This window comes from Xenorhabdus sp. BG5, from assembly GCF_015163665.1.
In the GTDB taxonomy this organism is placed as follows: Bacteria; Pseudomonadota; Gammaproteobacteria; order Enterobacterales; family Enterobacteriaceae; genus Xenorhabdus.
In genome coordinates this window covers 19,449-39,747 of record NZ_JADEUG010000001.1, presented here as the reverse complement: position 1 = coordinate 39,747, position 20,299 = coordinate 19,449, and the positions used below count along the sequence as shown (strand labels likewise).

Genomic DNA, 20,299 nt, shown 5'->3' with positions numbered 1-20,299 from the left:
AATTAGCGCTTTTTGCTAAAATTGCACTCTGTTCAATTAATGATATTAAGTTGATAGTTTGCCCGAATTTCTAGAAACTTGTGGCAATGACTGCATTAAATATTTAAATAAATAGGATTGATTGCCACATATGACAACTTTCTACTCTGTACTGAGCTGGCTGGCGATTTTTTTCTACTGGCTGATTATTGCGGGTATCACTATTCGAGTTTTGATGAAACGTCGTCCAGTGACATCAGCAATGACGTGGTTACTCATTATTTACATTTTTCCTTTAGTCGGAATCGTTGCTTACTTGTCATTCGGCGAATTACATCTTGGCAAACGCAGGGTTGAGCAAGCCAGACAAATGCGCTCATCTGTAGTCAAATGGTTAGCCGAGTTAAGAAACTCCCCGCAAATTTTTGCCAATGGAAACAGTGAAGTTGCTACGCCGTTGTTCCAGCTGTGTGAGCGTCGACAAAAGATCAAAGGTGTCAGTGGCAACAAAATGCAATTAATGACATCTTATGATAACTCACTAAAAGCAATTATTCATGATATTGAAAACGCCAAATACAATATCGAGATGGTGTTTTATATATGGCAATCTGGAGGGCTGGTTGATCAGGTCACTGATGCTTTGATGCACGCTGCCAAACGCGGTGTTAAATGTCGAATCATGGTAGATTCGGCAGGAAGCTGGCAATTTTTCCGCAGTCCTTATCCTGATATTATGCGAAAGGCAGGTATTGAATTTGTCGAGTCGCTAAAAGTTAATATCTTTCGTTTGTTCTTGCGGCGTATGGACTTACGCCAGCATAGAAAAATTATTCTGATCGATAATCATATTTCATACACCGGCAGCATGAATATGGTTGACCCCCGTTTTTTTAAACAAGATGCAGGCGTCGGTCAATGGGTCGATATCATGGTGAGAATGGAAGGCCCTGTTACGACAACACTGGGGATCATTTACGCTTTTGACTGGGAAATGGAAACAGGACAGCGGCATCTTCCTCCTCCTCCTGACAGTGTCACCTTGCCCTTCGAACAAACCAGTGGTCATATAGCTCAAGTTATTGCTTCCGGGCCAGGATTCCCTGATGAATTAATCCAACAATCCCTAATGACTGCTATTTTTGCTGCCCGCAAACAGCTTATTCTGACTACTCCATATTTTGTTCCCAGCGATGATTTAATGCATGCGATTTGCACTGCGGCTATGCGCGGTGTTGATGTCAGTATCATTGTGCCAAGCCAAAATAACTCATTTCTTGTTCGTTGGGCCAGTCGCGCGTTTTTTTCTGAATTATTGGAAGCCGGCGTGAAAATTTATCAATTTGAAGATGGGTTGTTACATACTAAAAGTGTTTTAGTCGATGGGCAGCTCAGTATGGTTGGTTCTGTCAATTTGGATATGCGCAGCTTATGGCTGAATTTTGAAATTACAGTGGTCATTGATGATGAACACTTTGGCAATGATTTAACACTGGTTCAACAAGACTATATTATGCGTTCAACCTTACTTGCAAACAATAAATGGGAAAAACGTCCTATGTGGCATCGTATTCTTGAACGTATCTGCTACTTTTTCAGCCCGCTTTTATAATTCATGACTGAAAACAAATTAACCTGTCAATTTTTCAATATGAATACGTTCACCACGAATAACAGTATTCATTCAATACAGAACATGTTTTAATTTCATCTTGTGATTAATCCCGGACCTTGCACCATGGAAAACCAACCGAAATATTCTATGCAATTAGACTTAAATAACCGAATGACTGAAGATGAAGCACTTGAAAAAGCTTACGACATGTTTTTGGAACAAGCGCTTTCTCACCTCGATCCAGCTGACAGCCTATTGTTTAATTTACAATTTGAAGAACGAGGGGGTGTTGAATTAGTGGAACCTTCAAGAACCTGGCTTGAACATGTTGATTTTGATTTGGATCCAGACTTTTTCTCAGAAGTCATTATTGGCCTGGCTGAATCAGACGATGCCGAAATTGATGATATCTTTGCCCGTGTCTTGATCTGTCGGGAAAAATCTCACACCATTTGCCATATCTTATGGAAAAAATAATCAGACAGCCCTCCTCAATGTACCTCCCTGATCGGTAAATATGCCCTCATTTTGAGGGCATTGGATTTAAATTCGTGACAGAATCTAACGGGTTAAAGTGGATCAACCTTAAGGCAAGACACCGCATGTTTAAAACTTCCTTCAAGCAACGGCCGAGTCTTGGCACATTCGGCATCAGCCATTGGACAGCGAGTACGGAATACACACCCAGACGGGGGATCAATCGGTGAAGGCAGTTCTCCTTCCAACAATTCAATATGCTTGTTGCGCTCTTTGTCTGGATCAGGGATCGGCACCGCCGACATAAGCGCTCTGGTATATGGATGCAACGGATTATGATAAACCTCGTCATAAGTGCCTAATTCTACAGCATTCCCCAAATACATCACCAAAACGCGATCTGATATGTGTTTTACTATCGATAAGTCATGAGCAATAAATATCAGGGACAGTCCCATTTCCCGCTGTAATTCCTGCAACAAATTAACGACTTGTGCCTGAATGGAAACATCCAATGCTGAAACAGGTTCGTCGCAGATCACTAATTTAGGTTCCAGAATCAAAGCGCGAGCAATGCCAATACGCTGGCACTGTCCACCAGAGAATTCATGTGGGTAACGGTTTATCAGGTTAGGCAACAATCCTACCCGCATCATCATCTTTTGAACTTTTTCTTTTACTTCCCTATTTTTCATTTTGGGGTAATACGTTTTCAATGGCTCTGCAATAATATCACCAATGGTCATACGCGGATTCAGCGATGCCAAAGGGTCTTGAAAAATCATCTGAATATCATTGCGAATATCCCGCCATTGTTTGTCACTCATATCCAGTAGATTTTGACCAAGCCAGGTGACTGCACCGCCAGACGCTTTCACTAACCCAATGACGGCTCTGGCAAGTGTTGATTTCCCACAGCCCGATTCTCCTACAACGCCCAGAGTCTCACCTTCATATAGCCTTAAGGTAACGCCATCTACCGCTTTTAAGGTTTTTGCCGGCTGCCAGAACCACTGTTTCCCATCTTTAATATCAAAATAAACTTTGAGGTCATCAACTTCCAATAAGACACGTTTTTCAGCTATTGTGCTCATACCAATTCCTCCTGGCGTTTAAAACAGGCACGCAAGCGCCCAAGGCCAAATTTTTCCAGCTGTGGTTCCTCACGAACACAATGCTCTGTGGCAAACTGACAACGCGGCTGGAATGGGCATCCCTTTGGCAAACGCAATAAATTGGGGGGATTGCCTTGGATCGTTTCCAATGATTCCTCTTCACCATCCAGGCGAGGAACAGCATTCAATAACCCGATAGAATATGGATGTGTAGGCCGGTAAAATACGTCACGCGCCGTGCCATATTCCATCGTTCTGCCGGCATACATAACTAATACTTTGTCACAAATGCCAGCAACCACTCCCAAGTCATGGGTAATCATGATGATGGCAGTGTTAAACTCTTTTTTCAGCTCGTTAAGCAACGTCATAATCTGTGCCTGAACGGTTACGTCCAATGCCGTTGTCGGTTCATCGGCAATCAACAACTTAGGCTGACATAATAACGCCATAGCAATCATGACGCGTTGACGCATACCACCAGAGAATTCATGCGGATACATTTTCATGCGCTTACGTGCTTCTGGCATCTTAACGGCATCCAGCATACGGATAGATTCTTCAAAAGCCGCGCTTTTACTCATACGTTTGTGCAGCATCAATACTTCAATTAATTGATCACCCACCTGCATATAAGGGTTAAGGGAAGTCATGGGATCTTGAAATATCATCGAGATCTCTTCTGCCCGCATTCGGTTCAGCTCTTTTTCTTTCAGGTTGAGAATTTCTCGCCCATTAAAGTGGGCAGAACCACTGACAGAACCATTGCTGGCCAATAACCCCATTAATGCAAATGCCGTCTGCGACTTGCCAGAACCAGATTCTCCCACGATCCCCAGTGTTTCTCCGGCCTGTAAGTCAAAATTCAATTTATTTACGGCAGTCACGTTGCCATCTGGTGTTCTGAATACGACATCCAGATCTCTTACCGATAAGAGTGATTCAACATTTTTCGAAGTTTCTACGCTATTCATAGGCTCTCCTTAACGGTCTTTCGGGTCGAGGGCATCTCGCAGGCCGTCACCAATAAAGTTAAAACAAAACAGGGTCATTACCAGAAAGCCCGCCGGAAATAACAGCAACCACGGAGCCACTTCCATTGAGTTAGCACCATCACTTAACAAAGCGCCCCAACTACTGAGTGGCTCCTGAGTTCCCAAGCCAAGGAAGCTTAAGAAGGATTCAAACAGGATCATGCTAGGTACAAGTAATGAGGCATAAACCACCACAACACCTAATACGTTTGGCACGATATGGCGCAAAACGATATGACGGGTAGAAACACCACAAACCAACGCGGCTTCGATGAATTCCTTGCGTTTTAAGCTCAATGTCTGACCACGGACAATACGCGCCATGTCCAGCCATGACACCATGCCTATTGCAACGAAAATCAACAAGATGTTTTGACCAAAGAAAGTCACTAGAAGGATAACGAAGAACATGAATGGGAAAGAGTTGAGGATTTCCAGCAAGCGCATCATGACCATATCAATTTTGCCGCCAAGATAGCCTGACATCGCACCATATAAAGTACCAAATAACACGGCAATCAAAGCGGCGGCAATCCCGACCATCAATGAAATACGCCCGCCAATGGCAACGCGCACCAACAGATCACGTCCTGAAGAATCGGTGCCAAAATAGTGTTTGGATTCAAAATCCGGCGGCATCGTCATCATATTCCAATCAGTGTCATCGTAAGCAAATTGAGACAACATTGGAGCTAAGATCACAAATAATATAATCAAGAATAGAATACATAAACTTGTAATCGCCGCCTTGTTATGTACAAAACGGCGACGTGCATCCTGCCACAAACTGCGGCCCTCAATTTCCAATTGCTCAGAAAAACTTTCCAGAGCTTCGCTATTTTTTTTATTCAGTAACATTGCGTGCTCCAGTTTTAATAACGAATTTTCGGATCAATGACGGCATATAGCACATCAACAATGGCATTAAACATAATGGTCAGGCTCCCCACCAGGATCGTCAAACTCAGTACCAGTGAGTAATCACGGTTTAATGCGCCATTGACAAACAATTGTCCCAGGCCAGGTAAACCGAAAATAGTCTCAATAACCATTGAACCCGTAATGATGCCTACGAATGCAGGCCCCATGTAAGAGATAACGGGTAATAAGGCAGGTTTTAACGCATGACGGAAAATAATCTTCCGCAATGGCAAACCCTTGGCCCGTGCAGTACGAATAAAGTTGGAATGCAAAACTTCTATCATGGAACCACGGGTAATACGGGATATGCTGGCAATATAAGAGAGAGAAAGTGCGACCATTGGCAAAAGCATATATTTAGGTGCCCCGCCATTCCAGCCTCCTCCCGGCAACCATTTTAATGTAATGGCGAATATCAAAACTAATAAGGGAGCGACCACGAAACTGGGGATTACGACGCCTGTCATGGCAAACCCCATTACCGTGTAATCCCATTTCGTATTCTGGTTCAATGCCGCAATGACTCCAGCACTGACACCGAATATTACCGCCATAACAAAGGCGGCAAATCCCAATTTAGCAGAAACCGGCAAAGCTTCCGCAACCAGGTCATTGACACTGTAGTCTTTATATTTGAATGAAGGGCCAAAATCTCCTTTAGAGAGTTGGATTAGGTAATTGAAATATTGCTTATAAATAGGATCATTTAAATGGTATTTCGCTTCAATATTTGCCATAACCTCTGGCGGTAGCTTTCTTTCTCCTGTAAATGGGCTACCCGGCGCAAGCCGCATCATAAAAAACGAAATAGTAATAAGTATAAAAAGTGTCGGGATCGCTTCTAAGCAGCGACGTAAAATAAATTTTAGCATTGCCCGTTCCTACTTTAGCCAAACAGTGGCTTTTAATTATTTAACAAGCCGGTGATCTCGTTGGATCACCGGCTAATTCCTAATGTTTTATTATGTACAGATCTTTGGTATGGAAGTTATCTAAGGGATCTTTACCGGTATAACCACCGACATAAGGTTTTAGCAAACGAGAATTTGTATAATAATAGATAGGAATAATTGCAGAATCTTTATCCAATTGCGCATTAGCTTTAGCATAAATTTCAGCACGTTCTTCATCAGTTTTGACTTGCAGGGATTGCTTCATCAGAGCATCAAATTCTTTGCTCTTATAATAGGCTGTGTTATTGCTACTATTGGATAACATGGAGTTCAAGAAGGTAGAAGCTTCGTTATAATCAGCACACCATCCTGCACGAGCAATGTCATAGTTACCTTGATGGCGGGAGTCAAGGAAAGTTTTCCATTCCTGATTTTCAAGAGAAACATCAATACCGATATTCTTTTTCCACATAGATGCTGCGGCAATAGCTAACTTTTTATGCAAATCGGAAGTATTGTACAGTAGCTTAATTTTCAAGGGATTATCTTTAGTAAATCCAGCCTCTGCCAAAAGTTTTTTCGCTTCTTCATTACGCTGCTGCTGATTTAATTTGGTATACCAGTCTGGTTTCTCATCTTTAAAATCGGCGATATAGGGTGGTGTATAACCATAGGCAGGTATATCGCCCTGATTTTTCACCTTATTAGTCATAAGATCTCGATCTATACCCAGTTTCAGTGCAGTACGCACACGGGGATCATTAAATGGGGGTTTTTGGTTATTGATTTCATAATAATAAGTACATAAATACGGGTTTACACGCAACTGTTCAGGAATTTCTTTTTTTAGTTTTGAGAAGAGTTCTATCGGTAAATTGTTATAAGTCATTTCAATTTCGCCAGCGCGATAGCGGTTAACATCGGTGACTTCGGACGAAATAGGCAAGACAGTGATTTGATTAATAACTGTATTCTTATTATCCCAATAGGTTGGACTACGTTCGAAAACAAGACGTTCATTGATCACCCAACTTTTCAGTTTATAAGCGCCATTACCGACAAAGTTCAGGGGTTGCGTCCATCTTTCGCCATACTTCTCTACAGTTGCACGATGGACTGGTGATGTACTTGGATGAACAAACAATCTGACTAAATAAGGTACAGGTTCGCTGAGTGTCAATTCTAACGTATGATCATCCAATGCTTTGATACCCAACGTTTCAGGTTTTTGTTTACCTCTGATGATATCGTCAACATTGAGAAGATGGGCATATTGAAGAAAACTTGCGTATGGGGACGCAGTATTTGGATCTACCAGACGGCGCCAACTGTAAACAAAATCCTGTGCAGTGACAGGGTCACCATTAGACCACTTTGCATCTTTACGCAGATGGAATGTCCAAACTTTGAAATCCTTATTTTCCCAACTTTCTGCGATTCCCGGTATAATTTTACCGTCAGGATCATTGATTACCAGAGTTTCAAATAGATCACGCGCGATATTAGACTCTGGTACACCTTCAATTTTATGCGGGTCCAACGATTGTGGTTCAGAGGCATTGTTACGAACTAGCACCTGTTTTGCAGCGTCCGCAAGTTGCACGCCAGCAGACACTTGTGCTGCAAAGGCCGGCCACCCAATCATCATGCCTAACGCTACCGTAATACCTGTAGCCAGTCTTTTCTTTGTTGTGTTTATCATCTTATTCTCTCCAATTGATATCATTTGACCCATTAAAGTCATATCCACACATTGGGCTGGTTATTTTCCGTATCCAAAAGGAACTATTTTGTTTACGGTAAAACAATATCTTGTGACGATAATTCGTTATTCACCTTTTTAATATACAAATTCTTTAGATCGACATAATCCATGGGATCTTTCCCTGTCATTCCCCCAACAGTCGGCCGAATAAGGCGCACACTGACTCGGTAATAAACCGGTATCAACCCTGAATCTTTATCTAGCTGAGCTTCGGCTTGCTGATAAAACTCCTTACGTGTCGCACCATCTTTGGCAGTCAGGGCCTGCTTAAGAGAGTTATCAAAAGCCTCACTTTGATAAAAAACGGTATTGTTACTGCTACTTGACAGCAATATATTCAAGAAAGAAGAAGGCTCGTTATAATCGCCACACCATGTCGCTCTTGCGACATCATAATTTCCCTGATGGCGGTTCTGGAGAGAAGTTTTCCACTCTTGATTTTGCAAAGTGACTTTTGCGCCAATATTTTTCTGCCACATAGAAGCGGCAGCGATGGCTTGTTGTTTATTTTGCTCTGATGTGTTGTATAACAAAGTGAACTTAAGGGGATGACTGGTATCAAAACCGGCCTCTTTCAACAATTCCCTTGCCCGTTGATTGCGCTGTTCCTGGGTCCAACTTGCCCATTCTGAATTAATAGTCAAACCCCCGCCAATATAAGTCGGAGTAAATCCATAGGCTGGAATTTGCCCCTGCGCCATAATTTTTTCAGTAATAATATTGCGATCAAGGCTCAGTTTTATGGCTTCACGCACCCGTTTATCTTTAAATAAGGGCTTCTGGTTATTAATTTCGTAGTAAAACGTGCACAGATAAGGTGAAACTTGCAATTGCTCGGGGATATCCCGTTTCATTTTTTGGTATAGATCAGGAGGAATTGCATTATCAGTGATATCCACTTCCCCGCTACGATAGCGGTTAACACTACTAACTTCAGAGACAATCGGCAGGAAAGTGCCTTTTTCAATGAGGGTTTCTTTATTGTTCCAATACTGGGGATTGCGCGTTAAAACAATTCGCTCATTGACCACCCAATCCTTCAATGTATAAGCACCATTGCCAATATAGTTTTCCGGCAACGTCCATTTATTCCCCCATTTTTCAACCACATCTTGCCTGATGGGTTTCATCGCTGTATGGCTTAACATGTCAATCAGATAAGGAACTGGCTGGCTGAGTGTTACCTGGAAACGGTGATCATCTAACGCCTTAACCCCCAATTGTTCCGGTGATTTGATTCCTTTCAAAATATCGTCAACGTTCTGAATATAGGCATATTGCAAATAACTGGTATAAGGCGACCCCGTGTTTGGATCAGCGAGCCGGCGCCAACTATAGACAAAATCCTGTGCAGTCACAGGATTACCGTCACTCCATTTGGCGTCATGACGTAAATAAAATGTCCATACCTTATAACCGTCATTTTCCCATTTTTCTGCCACGCCAGGCACGGTTTCACCTTTTGGCCCGGTCGTTACCAGCCCTTCCAACAGATTGCGGATAATGACAGTCTCTGGAGAGCCTTCAACTTTATGAGGGTCCAATGAAGTGACTTCGACACCATTGTTAACGGTTATTTCTTGTTTTTCAGCCAGGATAACGCCTGCTGGAACAGTTGCAGCAATACTCTGTGCTGCGAGAAAAGATAATAAAACGATACTCGAAACCAACTGACCTAACTTTGATGTTTTTTTTCTCATATTTCACTCCAAGTTATAAACAGTAAATGAATCGTTTTTAAACTACTAACTCCAATAATTTACTTATCTCGTTAACAAAGGGGAATTAACCTACTAAAAAACGATGTCCACATAATAATTGTTATTTGTTTTTTATAATGAATTTATTAAAACATTAAGATCATTCGTTACCCTTGTATACAATACATTTACATAACTAATGTAACATAGTGATAATAATAGATTTTATTCTGTTATCTCCATGAGATATTCATGGAATATTATCAAAAGAGAAAATAAACATTATTTTAACAAAATGCAATCACCACAGAGTAAAAATCCATCTTCATCACAAAACAACGATACAAGCCGCCAGTTAAATAAGATTATAAAATGTAAAACAGTGTAGAAAATTACAGTATTATTTTAAGAAAATCACAGATTAAAAAGGAATAAAATATGAACAGCGTTTCAAGAAAATGACATCAAAAATGATGTTATCGACCAATTACACTTTAACTGATCATTTATTGGTTAACTTTTGATTAATTTACACTCCATTTAAGTATAAAATTTCAACTCATTACATTAATAATTTAAGCAAATACATAAGTTATCTTTGCTATATCACAGTAATCCAGGAAATAAAGCTATGTCCTTATTTCAAATATATTAATAATAATCTCATAATTCGAGTAATTACGTTAATACAAACCCACTGTAAAGTTAATAAATTGTATTTGCATAGTTAAACAACCAACTAATACTAATTTCTCCAGAAACAACAGCTGAATTGAGTCAGCTTAATGTTTTCATGATCTAAATCACAATACAAATGCCTGTAAATGGTAAGCTGTATTCAACGCAAAATTTCAAGGAAAGAAACTATTCCTATATTAATCATTTTGTTAAGAAATTTTTTAAGGCAATTAGCTATATTCATGATTAAATCTAAACGATTAATCTCATAATATTATTTAATAAATTAATCATCTCGCAGCTAATTGCCCTAAAAAATTTAACATCTGTCAGGAGTAATTTTTATGGCTGTCACTCACGTCGCAGAACTCAATGAATTAGTTGCTCGCGTAAAAAAAGCCCAACATGAATTTGCCAATTTTTCTCAGGAACAAGTTGACCGAATTTTTCGGGCGGCGGCCCTTGCCGCTGCTGATGCCCGTATTCCGCTGGCAAAATTAGCCGTATCTGAATCAGGCATGGGAATTGTGGAAGATAAAGTGATCAAAAACCACTTCGCTTCAGAATATATTTATAATGCCTATAAAGATGATAAAACTTGCGGTATTTTATCTGAAGACAATACTTTCGGTACGATTACTATCGCTGAACCTATTGGCCTAATTTGCGCCATTATTCCAACCACAAACCCAACATCTACCGCAATTTTCAAAGCGCTTATCAGCCTGAAAACCCGTAATGGTATTATTTTTTCCCCTCATCCTCGTGCTAAAAAAGCAACCAACAGAGCAGCAGAAATTGTTTTAAAGGCAGCGGTTGAAGCAGGTGCACCAAAGGATATCATTGGCTGGATAGATGAACCTTCCGTTGAACTCTCAAATGCCTTAATGCACCACCCTGACATTAATCTAATTTTGGCAACAGGTGGTCCTGGCATGGTAAAAGCAGCCTATAGTTCAGGCAAACCCGCTATTGGTGTCGGTGCTGGCAATACCCCTGTCGTGATTGATGAATCAGCTGATATCAAACGTGCCGTTGCATCTATCCTGATGTCTAAGACGTTTGATAACGGTGTAATTTGTGCCTCAGAACAATCTGTTATCGTCGTTGATTCTGTTTACGAGCAAGTCCGTGAACGTTTTTCAACTCACGGTGGGTATCTTCTCCAAGGAAAAGAGTTAAAAGCCGTTCAAGATGTTATTTTGAAAAACGGTAACTTAAATGCAGCGATTGTTGGCCAGCCAGCAATAAAAATTGCTGAATTGGCCGGTATTAATGTTCCTGAAAGCACCAAAATTCTTATTGGTGAAGTTACCCTGGTAGATGAAGCAGAGCCCTTTGCTCATGAAAAACTATCACCACTGCTTGCTATGTATCGTGGTAAAAACTTTGAAGATGCGGTCGAAAAAGCCGAGAAATTGGTTGAGATGGGAGGTATTGGACATACGTCATGCCTCTATACCGAACAAGATAATCAGGCAGAGCGTATTAAATACTTTGGCAACAAAATGAAAACCGCGCGTATTTTGATTAACACACCTGCATCTCAAGGTGGTATTGGAGACCTGTACAACTTCAAGCTGTCTCCTTCTCTGACGTTGGGTTGTGGGTCTTGGGGAGGCAACTCGATTTCTGAAAATGTTGGGCCAAAACACTTGATCAATACAAAAACCGTCGCCAAAAGAGCCGAAAATATGTTGTGGCACAAACTTCCAAAATCAATCTATTTCCGACGCGGTTCTCTGCCCATTGCCTTGGAAGAAGTCGCTACCGATGGCGCTAAACGCGCTTTTATTGTGACAGACCGTTTCTTATTCAATAACGGTTATGCCGATCAGGTTATTAATGTCTTGAAATCTTATGGCGTTGAAACTGAAGTATTCTTTGAAGTCGAAGCAGATCCAACATTAAGCATCGTTCGCAAAGGTGCTGAACAAATGCATCTGTTTAAACCAGACGTCATTATTGCCCTTGGCGGCGGTTCCCCGATGGATGCAGCTAAAATTATGTGGGTAATGTATGAGCATCCAGAAACACATTTTGAGGAATTGGCTCTGCGCTTTATGGATATTCGTAAACGTATCTATAAGTTCCCGAAAATGGGTGTAAAAGCTAAATTGGTCGCCATTACCACGACTTCAGGCACAGGTTCAGAAGTCACACCTTTCGCGGTTGTTACCGATGACGTAACCGGGCAGAAATATCCTTTGGCAGACTACGCGCTTACCCCCGATATGGCGATTGTCGATGCAAATCTCGTCATGGATATGCCAAAATCGCTATGTGCCTTTGGTGGCCTGGATGCAGTAACCCACGCATTGGAAGCCTACGTTTCTGTTTTAGCCAATGAATACTCTGATGGACAAGCACTGCAAGCACTAAAGCTGCTAAAAGATTACCTGCCTGTTAGTTACCACGAAGGTGCAAAAAATCCCATTGCCCGCGAACGTGTCCATAATGCAGCAACGATAGCAGGTATTGCTTTTGCTAATGCATTCTTGGGCGTATGCCACTCTATGGCCCACAAACTTGGCTCTGAGTTTCATATCCCACATGGCTTAGCTAATGCACTGTTAATTTGTAACGTAATCCGCTACAACGCTAATGATAATCCAACAAAACAGACTGCCTTCAGCCAATATGACCGCCCACAAGCGCGACGTCGCTATGCGGAAATTGCCGATCATCTGGGGCTAACCTCATCGGGTGATCGTACTGCTGCCAAGATTGAAAAACTATTGGCTTGGTTGGAAGAAATAAAGTCTCAGCTAGACATTCCAGCTTCAATTCGTGAAATAGGTGTGCAAGAAGCTGACTTCCTGGCAAAAATCGATAAGCTCGCAGAAGACGCATTTGATGACCAATGCACCGGTGCAAATCCGCGCTACCCATTAATTTCTGAGTTGAAACAACTGCTGCTAGATTCTTTTTATGGCCGTAAATTCACTGAAGAGAACAAACCACAGGAGGCAGTAAAATCAAATAGAAAAAATAATAAGAAAGAATAATAAATGATACGCTGATGGATGTAACTTAAAAGGCGTTAGGGCAACCCAGCGCCTTTTTATTATTTTATTTTCCAGCCTTCTTAAGGCTATATAATTTTAGATTTCTCGATTACAACTGGTGGCGTATTAAACTTTTTTTAGCCTTAGCTTCACGAATAACGTCAGTATAGTGTCTACGACACACAGAGACGTATTTTTCATTACCACCAATATCAACCTGAGCACCATCGTAAACAACATTGCCATCGCTGCTAAAACGAAGTACACGGCTGGCTTTTCTCCCACAATGACAGATTGTTTTTAACTCTACCAATTTATCTGACCACGCGAGGAGATATTCACTACCGCTGAATAACTCACCTTGAAAATCTGTCCTTAAACCATAACAAAGAACAGGGATATCATCATAATCTACAATTTCACAAAGTTGCTCGACATGCTCTTTCGTTAAGAATTGGCATTCATCAATCAAAACGCAATGGACTTTTTCTACCCCATTTTCCTTTCTGATAAGCTCAGCAATATTTGTTTTTGGTGAAAACAACAACGCTTCTGCGGATAATCCAATACGGGAACTGACCATTCCTTTACCGAATCGAGTATCGATTTCTGCTGTAAAGATCAGCGTTCTCATTCCCCTTTCGTTATAGTTATAGGAAGACTGCAATAAGGAAGTTGATTTCCCTGCATTCATGGCAGAATAATAAAAATAAAGCTGAGCCATTGGCCTGTTCATCCTCTTGTCTAATTTAATCAGGCGATATAACAGCACCAGTTTACCACAAACGCTGGTTAAAATTATCCCTGTTATTGTCAAATGTGGAGTAACAGAAACAAATTAAAATGAATAAGAAAAGATTATTTTCATGATAATCATCACATTTGCGCATATAAAATCAGCACCACAAGGACTTCCTGCATGCCAAATGCGCAAAATTAACATAAAAAGAAAATAGTTATTTTTACCCTCATCCTTTGAATATTAATAATCATAGTGGTTTACTTTTGTTCAATTCACCCACCATGATCATAACTAATGGATTACCCATAAAAAAACTTTCATCGCACACTTACTCTTCAGCTTATTTTTAGCAAAACAGTTAATGTTTCTTACGGATTGACTATAAATTAGTTTTATACCTTAGGTTTTATCTCTTACTAAACTTTACAGTAATCCCCTTCACGCTTATTGAAAAATGGTAAACCCAATAGCAGGATTAAAAGGCAATATATCGATTACTTCAAAAATTGCATTTTAAAATGACATGTTTTAGGCTGAGAAAGTAAATTCACTATTGCAGAAAATAAAATAGCATTCTATTATTATCTCTACATCAGCTATCATCATTATAATTTGAGACCAGGACAATGAGCGAAAATTTAAAATCCTTAAATAACATCCGTACCTTGCGCGCACAAGCAAGAGAATGTGAACTTAGTACTTTAGAAGAAATGCTGGAAAAACTTACGACTGTTGTTGAAGAACGCCGTGATGAAGAAAACCAGGTTCGTGTACAATTAGAAGAGCGCACACGCAAGCTTCAAGAATACCGTGAAATGCTGGAGAAAGACGGTATTGAATTAAGCGATTTAGTGGATGCTTTAAGTGGTAAATCTACGGGTAAATCTAAACGTGCTGCTCGTCCAGCAAAATATTCATACGTTGATGACGGTGAAACTAAAACCTGGACTGGCCAAGGCCGTACACCCGCTGTAATCAAAAAAGCAATTGAAGAAGAAGGCAAATCACTGGAAGATTTCCTGATCTAATCAGTTGCTTTGTCAATCTGATAACAAAAATACCCTTGATAGGGTATTTTTGCTTTATGCTTAATATAAACTAACCAAGTTAATTACGGGCTGATGCAGAAACACAGAGAGTTATATTAATAGCTAAATAGTTTTCATATTCTCGATGTGATAAAAAATAACTTAACACGAACTTAGTTTTTTATTAACATAATTTTATAAAAAAGGAGCTAATCGCTCCTTTTCCTATTTTTGCTGTCATAGCTTTTGATAAAAGTCTAAATACCAATCAGTAAATCGTTTCACCCCTTCCTTTACCGGCATGTTAGGTGAAAAACCAATCTTATTGTAAAGCGCGCTTGAATCTGCACACGTTGACAATACATCGCCATCTTGAATTTCCATAAAGTGTTTCTTCGCCTCAATTCCTAATGAGGTTTCAATGGCTTCTATAAAATCACCCAGTTTTGTCGGTTGTCCATTGCCAATATTGTAAACTCGATACGGCGCAGAGCTGGCAGATATTTGCCCATCTTCGACTAACCAGTCTTTATTGGAAGTCGGGATGATATCCTGCAACCTGATGATAGATTCAACAATGTCATCAATATATGTGAAATCTCTCACCATATTGCCATGATTATAAACATCAATCGGCTTACCTTCTAACATAGCTTTAGTGAATTTAAATAAAGCCATGTCAGGACGCCCCCACGGTCCATATACGGTAAAAAATCTTAACCCTGTAGTGGGAAGTTGGTAAAGATGTGAATAGCTGTGAGACATTAACTCATCAGTTTTTTTCGTTGCTGCATATAAAGAAACCGGATGATCAACTGAGTCATCAGTAGAAAAAGGTTGCTTTTTATTTAAGCCATATACTGAACTGGAAGATGCATATAATAGATGCTCTACAGAATGATGACGGCAACCTTCAAGTATATTGATATGACCGACGATATTGGCATCTATATATGCCATAGGATTTTGTATTGAATAACGCACACCCGGTTGAGCCCCCAAATGGATCACTCGCTGGAATTGATGTTTCGCAAACAATTCGGGTATTGCAACTCTGTCAGCCAGGTCTAATTTTTCAAATTTGAAATTTGAATAAGGGAGTAATAAATTTAATCTCGCCTGTTTCAAATTAACATCATAATAATCGTTGAGGTTATCAATACCAACAACCTCATACCCCATATTCAATAACCGCTGACTAACGTGAAAACCTATAAAACCAGCAGAGCCTGTAACTAAAAATTTCATAAATTAACTCAAATGACGGGTTTGATTGAGGCACCGCGACCAATACCATAATAAGTAAAACCACGCGATTGTAGGCGTTCGGGATCATAAAGATTGCGTCCATCAAAAATCACAGGCGTTTTTAATGAATCCTTAATCACATCAAAATCAGGTGCTCTGAAGTTTTGCCATTCCGTACAGATAATCAAAGCATCAGCACCTTTTAATGCTGCTTCTTTTGTTCCCATTAAAGCGAGATCATCACGCTGCCCATAAATACGCTGAGCTTCCTGCATAGCCTCAGGATCATACGCCTGAACTTTAGCGCCACATTTCCATAACGTTTCCATCAAGACACGGCTCGATGCCTCACGCATGTCATCTGTATTAGGTTTAAATGACAACCCCCAAATAGCAAATGTCCTGCCCGATAAATCATCACCAAAATGGTGTCTTACAAAAGCAGGCAATTTACTTTTCTGTTTTTCGTTAACCTGCTCCACTGCCTGAAGAATTTTTGGCGTATATCCAATTTGTTCAGAAGTTCGGATCAGTGCCTGAACATCTTTAGGGAAACATGACCCCCCATATCCACATCCAGGGTAAATAAAGTGATATCCGATGCGTGAGTCGGAACCAATTCCTTGGCGCACATGTTCAATATCAGCGCCCAGTATCTCAGCTAAGTTAGCAATTTCATTCATAAAACTAATTTTTGTCGCCAACATGCAGTTAGCTGCATATTTAGTCAATTCAGCGCTGCGAATATCCATGACTATCATACGATCATGATTACGATTAAATGGCTCGTACAGCTCGCGCATGACATCAACCACATCATCATTATCACAACCAATAATAATGCGTTCAGGCCGCATACAATCAGCAACAGCGGCGCCTTCTTTCAAAAACTCAGGATTGGAAACGACATCAAATGGAAGTTCCAAATTACGCTCTGCCAATGTTGCTTGCATCACTGCCCTGACTTTATCAGCCGTACCGACTGGCACCGTTGACTTGTCAACAACCACTTTGTAACCATCCATATTTTCCGCAATAGTTCTGGCTACCGCAGTTACATACTTAAGATCAGCAGAGCCATCTTCATCAGGAGGTGTGCCTACTGCAATAAACTGTAATTTGCCATGAGCAATACCGGCTTCGGCCTCCGTTGTAAAATTCAGCCGTCCCTCAGCATGATTTTTCTTTACCAAGGGCGTCAAGCCCGGCTCAAAAATAGGAATTTGACCATTTTTCAGGTTCTCGACTTTTTTTGCATCAACATCGACACAAAGAACATCATGCCCCACTTCAGCAAATACGGTTGCTTGAACTAAGCCTACGTAGCCAATACCAAATACAGTAACTTTCATATCACACCTTAAAGTACGAGTAGATTATTTTTCAAACTGATTTTGCACGGTCATGATCCAATCCGTGAATGACTTGCCCAATTCTTTATGTTTCATGCCATATTCAACAAATGCCTGCATATAACCCAACTTATTACCACAATCATGACTCCGGCCTTGCAAGTGATAAGCCTCAACAGACTCTTTTTCCATCAGCATGGCAATAGCATCAGTCAGTTGTATTTCATCTCCTGCCCCTGGCGCAGTCTTAGCCAATAATGGCCAGATTTTTTCGGATAATACATAACGACCAACAATGGAAAGATTCGATGGCGCTTCTTCTGGTTTTGGCTTTTCAACAACACGGGCAATCGGTTTGCTATCCCCAGGCTGTAAATTTTCACCCAAGCAATCAACAATGCCATAATCCGCAACACTTTCTACAGGGACAGGTTCAACGAGAATTTGGCTTGCACCACTGCTGTTGAAGCGTGATAACATTTCGCTCAAATTATATTTTGATAGGTCGGTACTGTACTCATCCAAAATAACATCAGGCAAAACAACAGCAAACGGCTCATCACCAATAAGTGGTTTAGCACATAACACGGCATGCCCCAATCCTTTTGCAATTCCCTGACGGGTTTGCATGATTGTTACATGATTTGGACAGATGGATTGTACCTCGTCCAATAACTGGCGTTTAACTCTTTTCTCAAGAATCGCTTCTAGCTCAAAGCTGGTATCAAAATGGTTTTCTATCGAGTTTTTGGATGAATGTGTGACCAAAATGATCTCATTAATACCTGCTTTGATACATTCATTGACCACATACTGAATAAGTGGTTTATCTACCAAGGGGAGCATTTCTTTCGGGATGGCTTTGGTGGCTGGCAACATCCGGGTTCCCAAACCAGCAACAGGTATAACCGCTTTTTTGACCTTTTTATTTATTACTGACATTACATCGTCTCCTACTGCTATGTTCTCACTGATATGTTTTCACTGAAAAACGCCTTTACAGTTAAAACAATAGCATTAACTCTCAAAAAAAATCGTATGTGTGAAGAAAATTGCACCCGCAAAAAATAACGCGCACGAGTATACACCAGTTAATTCGGCCAGATATACAGTGCGCTAGCTTTTAATCACATTTCAATGATTAGATGTCGGGGTTGTGCATTTAATCCTATTCAACAAATACTAATTTACCTTACAATTAACGATAATCTGCAACCCCTTTAAATAACTGGAGTTATTTTGACAAAAATGTGTCCCTGCGGCAGTGGCTCATCTTTTGACCTTTGCTGTAGTCCCTATCTTGAAAACCATCACCCTGCCCCAAATGCTGAATCCCTGATGCGTTCCAGATATAGCGCTTACGTTACACAAAATACAGACTATCTTATCGCTACCTGGCACCCAGATTGCCCGGCTGAAAATTGGCGTACAGAAATAGAACAAAGTTTTGCCGGTGTACAATGGCTGGGATTAAATGTCCTCGAAACTAATCAGGGGAAACATAATAACGAAGCTTATGTTGAATTTTCAGCTTGCTTTATTGAACAAGGAAAGCAAGATAAGCAATTGATTCATGAGCGCTCACGTTTTTTGCGCATTGATCAACGTTGGTTTTATATAGATGGCATTCGCCCTGAAATAGGCCGAAATAGCCCTTGCCCATGTGGTTCAGGCAAAAAATATAAGAAATGCTGTGGTTAAATCAGCATCTAAATATCAAACATAACAACTCACACACAGTGAAGAATATTTGAGGTTCTCCCAATCCATGCAAAACGCAAACATACAAAAAAAAATCTTGCGTACGATTTGTCCTGATTCCAAAGGTTTGATCGCAAAAATCACAAACATTTGTTACAAACATCAATTAAACATCGTTCAAAATAATGAGTTTGTTGATCATCGTACTGGCCGATTTTTTATGCGTACCGAGCTGGAGGGTATTTTTAATGACGAAACGCTTCTGGCCGATTTGGATGACGCTCTACCGGCGGGTTCAAACCGTGAATTAAATACAGCGGGCCGACGTCGTATCGTTATCATGGTGACAAAAGAAGCGCATTGCATTGGCGACATTTTAGTCAAAAGCGTCTATGGTGGACTGGATGTCGAAATTGCTGCTGTCATCGGCAATCATACTACTTTACAAAAATTAGTTGAGCAGTTTGATATCCCATTCCATTACATCAGTCATGAGGGTCTAACTCGTGAACAACATGACGAAGCATTGATGGCACAAATTGATCAATATAAGCCGGATTATGTTGTACTTGCCAAGTATATGCGCGTCTTAACACCAGCATTTGTTCAGCATTACCCCAATCAAATAATCAACATTCACCATTCATTCTTGCCGGCATTTATCGGTGCTCGCCCTTACCATCAAGCTTATGAGCGTGGTGTGAAAATTATTGGCGCGACGGCTCATTATGTAAATGACAATCTGGATGAAGGGCCGATTATCACCCAAGATGTGATAAATGTGGATCACACCTATACCGCTGAGGAGATGATGCGTGCAGGGCGGGATGTTGAAAAGAATGTATTGAGCCAAGCATTACACTGGGTATTTTCCCAGCGTGTTTTTGTATATGGTAACCGTACTGTTATTCTTTAATCAACCATGTTGTTTTTTTAATAAACAATAAAGTATTGTGCCTATAGCTGTTTGGGCAAAATGCAACCTGTAATACAGGTATTTTCTGTCGATGATATTACCCAGTAGGTTGCAACATGATCACCCG

16 protein-coding genes are annotated in these 20,299 nt (G+C 40.5%); 6 read left to right on the top strand and 10 right to left on the bottom strand.

Features of this window, described 5'->3' with window-relative positions:
* Positions 1–130: 130 nt before the first annotated feature.
* Positions 131–1,591 carry a cardiolipin synthase gene (gene cls / locus IQ209_RS00165; protein ID WP_193847860.1) on the top strand — a complete coding sequence of 487 codons (1,461 nt, stop codon included), beginning with the start codon at positions 131–133 and terminating at the stop codon, positions 1,589–1,591.
* Positions 1,592–1,741: 150 nt separating this feature from the next.
* Positions 1,742–2,071 (top strand): HI1450 family dsDNA-mimic protein, encoded by a 330-nt coding sequence (locus IQ209_RS00160; protein ID WP_193848478.1) that lies wholly within the window; start codon positions 1,742–1,744, stop codon positions 2,069–2,071.
* A 92-nt stretch (positions 2,072–2,163) separates the two neighbouring features.
* Here the strand turns inward: IQ209_RS00160 and oppF are convergent, their stop codons facing one another.
* The 6 genes from oppF to IQ209_RS00130 all read right to left on the bottom strand — a co-directional run bounded on the left by oppF (position 2,164) and on the right by IQ209_RS00130 (position 9,499).
* Complete coding sequence (gene oppF / locus IQ209_RS00155; protein WP_193847859.1) at positions 2,164–3,165, bottom strand: murein tripeptide/oligopeptide ABC transporter ATP binding protein OppF; 1,002 nt, start codon at positions 3,163–3,165, stop codon at positions 2,164–2,166.
* Positions 3,162–4,160 carry an ABC transporter ATP-binding protein gene (locus IQ209_RS00150; protein WP_193847858.1) on the bottom strand — a complete coding sequence of 333 codons (999 nt, stop codon included), beginning with the start codon at positions 4,158–4,160 and terminating at the stop codon, positions 3,162–3,164. Before IQ209_RS00150 ends, oppF begins: the two co-directional genes overlap by 4 nt.
* A 9-nt stretch (positions 4,161–4,169) precedes the next feature.
* Positions 4,170–5,078 carry an oligopeptide ABC transporter permease OppC gene (oppC, locus tag IQ209_RS00145; RefSeq protein WP_193847857.1) on the bottom strand — a complete coding sequence of 303 codons (909 nt, stop codon included), beginning with the start codon at positions 5,076–5,078 and terminating at the stop codon, positions 4,170–4,172.
* Positions 5,079–5,092: 14 nt separating this feature from the next.
* Positions 5,093–6,013, bottom strand: coding sequence for an oligopeptide ABC transporter permease OppB (gene oppB / locus IQ209_RS00140; RefSeq protein ID WP_193847855.1), 921 nt, complete (start codon positions 6,011–6,013; stop codon positions 5,093–5,095).
* Between the two features lie 79 nt (positions 6,014–6,092).
* Entirely contained in the window at positions 6,093–7,736 is a 1,644-nt protein-coding gene (gene oppA / locus IQ209_RS00135) for an oligopeptide ABC transporter substrate-binding protein OppA (RefSeq protein ID WP_193847853.1), read from the bottom strand.
* A 92-nt stretch (positions 7,737–7,828) separates the two neighbouring features.
* The gene (locus IQ209_RS00130) at positions 7,829–9,499 is read right to left on the bottom strand and encodes an ABC transporter substrate-binding protein (RefSeq protein ID WP_193847851.1); all 1,671 of its coding nucleotides are present in this window, start codon (positions 9,497–9,499) and stop codon (positions 7,829–7,831) included.
* 1,022 nt (positions 9,500–10,521) lie between these two features.
* Between IQ209_RS00130 and adhE the strand changes: the two genes are divergently transcribed.
* Positions 10,522–13,185 (top strand): bifunctional acetaldehyde-CoA/alcohol dehydrogenase, encoded by a 2,664-nt coding sequence (gene adhE / locus IQ209_RS00125; RefSeq protein ID WP_193847849.1) that lies wholly within the window; start codon positions 10,522–10,524, stop codon positions 13,183–13,185.
* Positions 13,186–13,294: 109 nt separating this feature from the next.
* On the opposite strand, the gene IQ209_RS00120 is transcribed toward adhE, so the two are convergent.
* A complete protein-coding gene (locus IQ209_RS00120; RefSeq protein WP_193847847.1) occupies positions 13,295–13,909 on the bottom strand; it encodes a thymidine kinase in 615 nt (204 codons plus the stop codon).
* A gap of 644 nt (positions 13,910–14,553) precedes the next feature.
* Here IQ209_RS00120 and IQ209_RS00115 point away from each other — a divergent pair.
* A complete protein-coding gene (locus tag IQ209_RS00115) occupies positions 14,554–14,955 on the top strand; it encodes an H-NS family nucleoid-associated regulatory protein (RefSeq protein ID WP_193847845.1) in 402 nt (133 codons plus the stop codon).
* A gap of 237 nt (positions 14,956–15,192) precedes the next feature.
* Here the strand turns inward: IQ209_RS00115 and IQ209_RS00110 are convergent, their stop codons facing one another.
* The 3 genes from IQ209_RS00110 to galU are packed head-to-tail and all read right to left on the bottom strand — an operon-like array spanning position 15,193 to position 18,497.
* Positions 15,193–16,203, bottom strand: coding sequence for an NAD-dependent epimerase (locus tag IQ209_RS00110; protein WP_193847843.1), 1,011 nt, complete (start codon positions 16,201–16,203; stop codon positions 15,193–15,195).
* Positions 16,204–16,211: 8 nt separating this feature from the next.
* Complete coding sequence (locus tag IQ209_RS00105; protein ID WP_193847841.1) at positions 16,212–17,555, bottom strand: UDP-glucose/GDP-mannose dehydrogenase family protein; 1,344 nt, start codon at positions 17,553–17,555, stop codon at positions 16,212–16,214.
* A 24-nt stretch (positions 17,556–17,579) separates the two neighbouring features.
* The gene (galU, locus tag IQ209_RS00100) at positions 17,580–18,497 is read right to left on the bottom strand and encodes a UTP--glucose-1-phosphate uridylyltransferase GalU (RefSeq protein ID WP_193847839.1); all 918 of its coding nucleotides are present in this window, start codon (positions 18,495–18,497) and stop codon (positions 17,580–17,582) included.
* Positions 18,498–18,794: 297 nt separating this feature from the next.
* On the opposite strand from galU, the gene IQ209_RS00095 reads away from it, so the two are divergent.
* Positions 18,795–19,256, top strand: coding sequence for a YchJ family protein (locus tag IQ209_RS00095; protein ID WP_193847837.1), 462 nt, complete (start codon positions 18,795–18,797; stop codon positions 19,254–19,256).
* Between the two features lie 67 nt (positions 19,257–19,323).
* Positions 19,324–20,172 (top strand): formyltetrahydrofolate deformylase, encoded by an 849-nt coding sequence (gene purU, locus IQ209_RS00090; RefSeq protein ID WP_193847835.1) that lies wholly within the window; start codon positions 19,324–19,326, stop codon positions 20,170–20,172.
* Positions 20,173–20,299 lie beyond the last annotated feature (127 nt).

What these genes read in the sequence shown, in the direction of transcription:
- oppC (WP_193847857.1), bottom strand. Translation starts at nt 5,078, where the DNA reads ATGTTACTGAATAAAAAAAATAGCGAAGCTCTGGAAAGTTTTTCTGAG.
- IQ209_RS00150 (WP_193847858.1), bottom strand. Translation starts at nt 4,160, where the DNA reads ATGAATAGCGTAGAAACTTCGAAAAATGTTGAATCACTCTTATCGGTA.
- purU (WP_193847835.1), top strand. Translation starts at nt 19,324, where the DNA reads ATGCAAAACGCAAACATACAAAAAAAAATCTTGCGTACGATTTGTCCT.
- adhE (WP_193847849.1), top strand. Translation starts at nt 10,522, where the DNA reads ATGGCTGTCACTCACGTCGCAGAACTCAATGAATTAGTTGCTCGCGTA.
- oppB (WP_193847855.1), bottom strand. Translation starts at nt 6,013, where the DNA reads ATGCTAAAATTTATTTTACGTCGCTGCTTAGAAGCGATCCCGACACTT.
- IQ209_RS00105 (WP_193847841.1), bottom strand. Translation starts at nt 17,555, where the DNA reads ATGAAAGTTACTGTATTTGGTATTGGCTACGTAGGCTTAGTTCAAGCA.
- oppA (WP_193847853.1), bottom strand. Translation starts at nt 7,736, where the DNA reads ATGATAAACACAACAAAGAAAAGACTGGCTACAGGTATTACGGTAGCG.
- IQ209_RS00130 (WP_193847851.1), bottom strand. Translation starts at nt 9,499, where the DNA reads ATGAGAAAAAAAACATCAAAGTTAGGTCAGTTGGTTTCGAGTATCGTT.
- IQ209_RS00110 (WP_193847843.1), bottom strand. Translation starts at nt 16,203, where the DNA reads ATGAAATTTTTAGTTACAGGCTCTGCTGGTTTTATAGGTTTTCACGTT.
- oppF (WP_193847859.1), bottom strand. Translation starts at nt 3,165, where the DNA reads ATGAGCACAATAGCTGAAAAACGTGTCTTATTGGAAGTTGATGACCTC.
- IQ209_RS00160 (WP_193848478.1), top strand. Translation starts at nt 1,742, where the DNA reads ATGCAATTAGACTTAAATAACCGAATGACTGAAGATGAAGCACTTGAA.
- IQ209_RS00115 (WP_193847845.1), top strand. Translation starts at nt 14,554, where the DNA reads ATGAGCGAAAATTTAAAATCCTTAAATAACATCCGTACCTTGCGCGCA.
- galU (WP_193847839.1), bottom strand. Translation starts at nt 18,497, where the DNA reads ATGTCAGTAATAAATAAAAAGGTCAAAAAAGCGGTTATACCTGTTGCT.
- cls (WP_193847860.1), top strand. Translation starts at nt 131, where the DNA reads ATGACAACTTTCTACTCTGTACTGAGCTGGCTGGCGATTTTTTTCTAC.
- IQ209_RS00120 (WP_193847847.1), bottom strand. Translation starts at nt 13,909, where the DNA reads ATGGCTCAGCTTTATTTTTATTATTCTGCCATGAATGCAGGGAAATCA.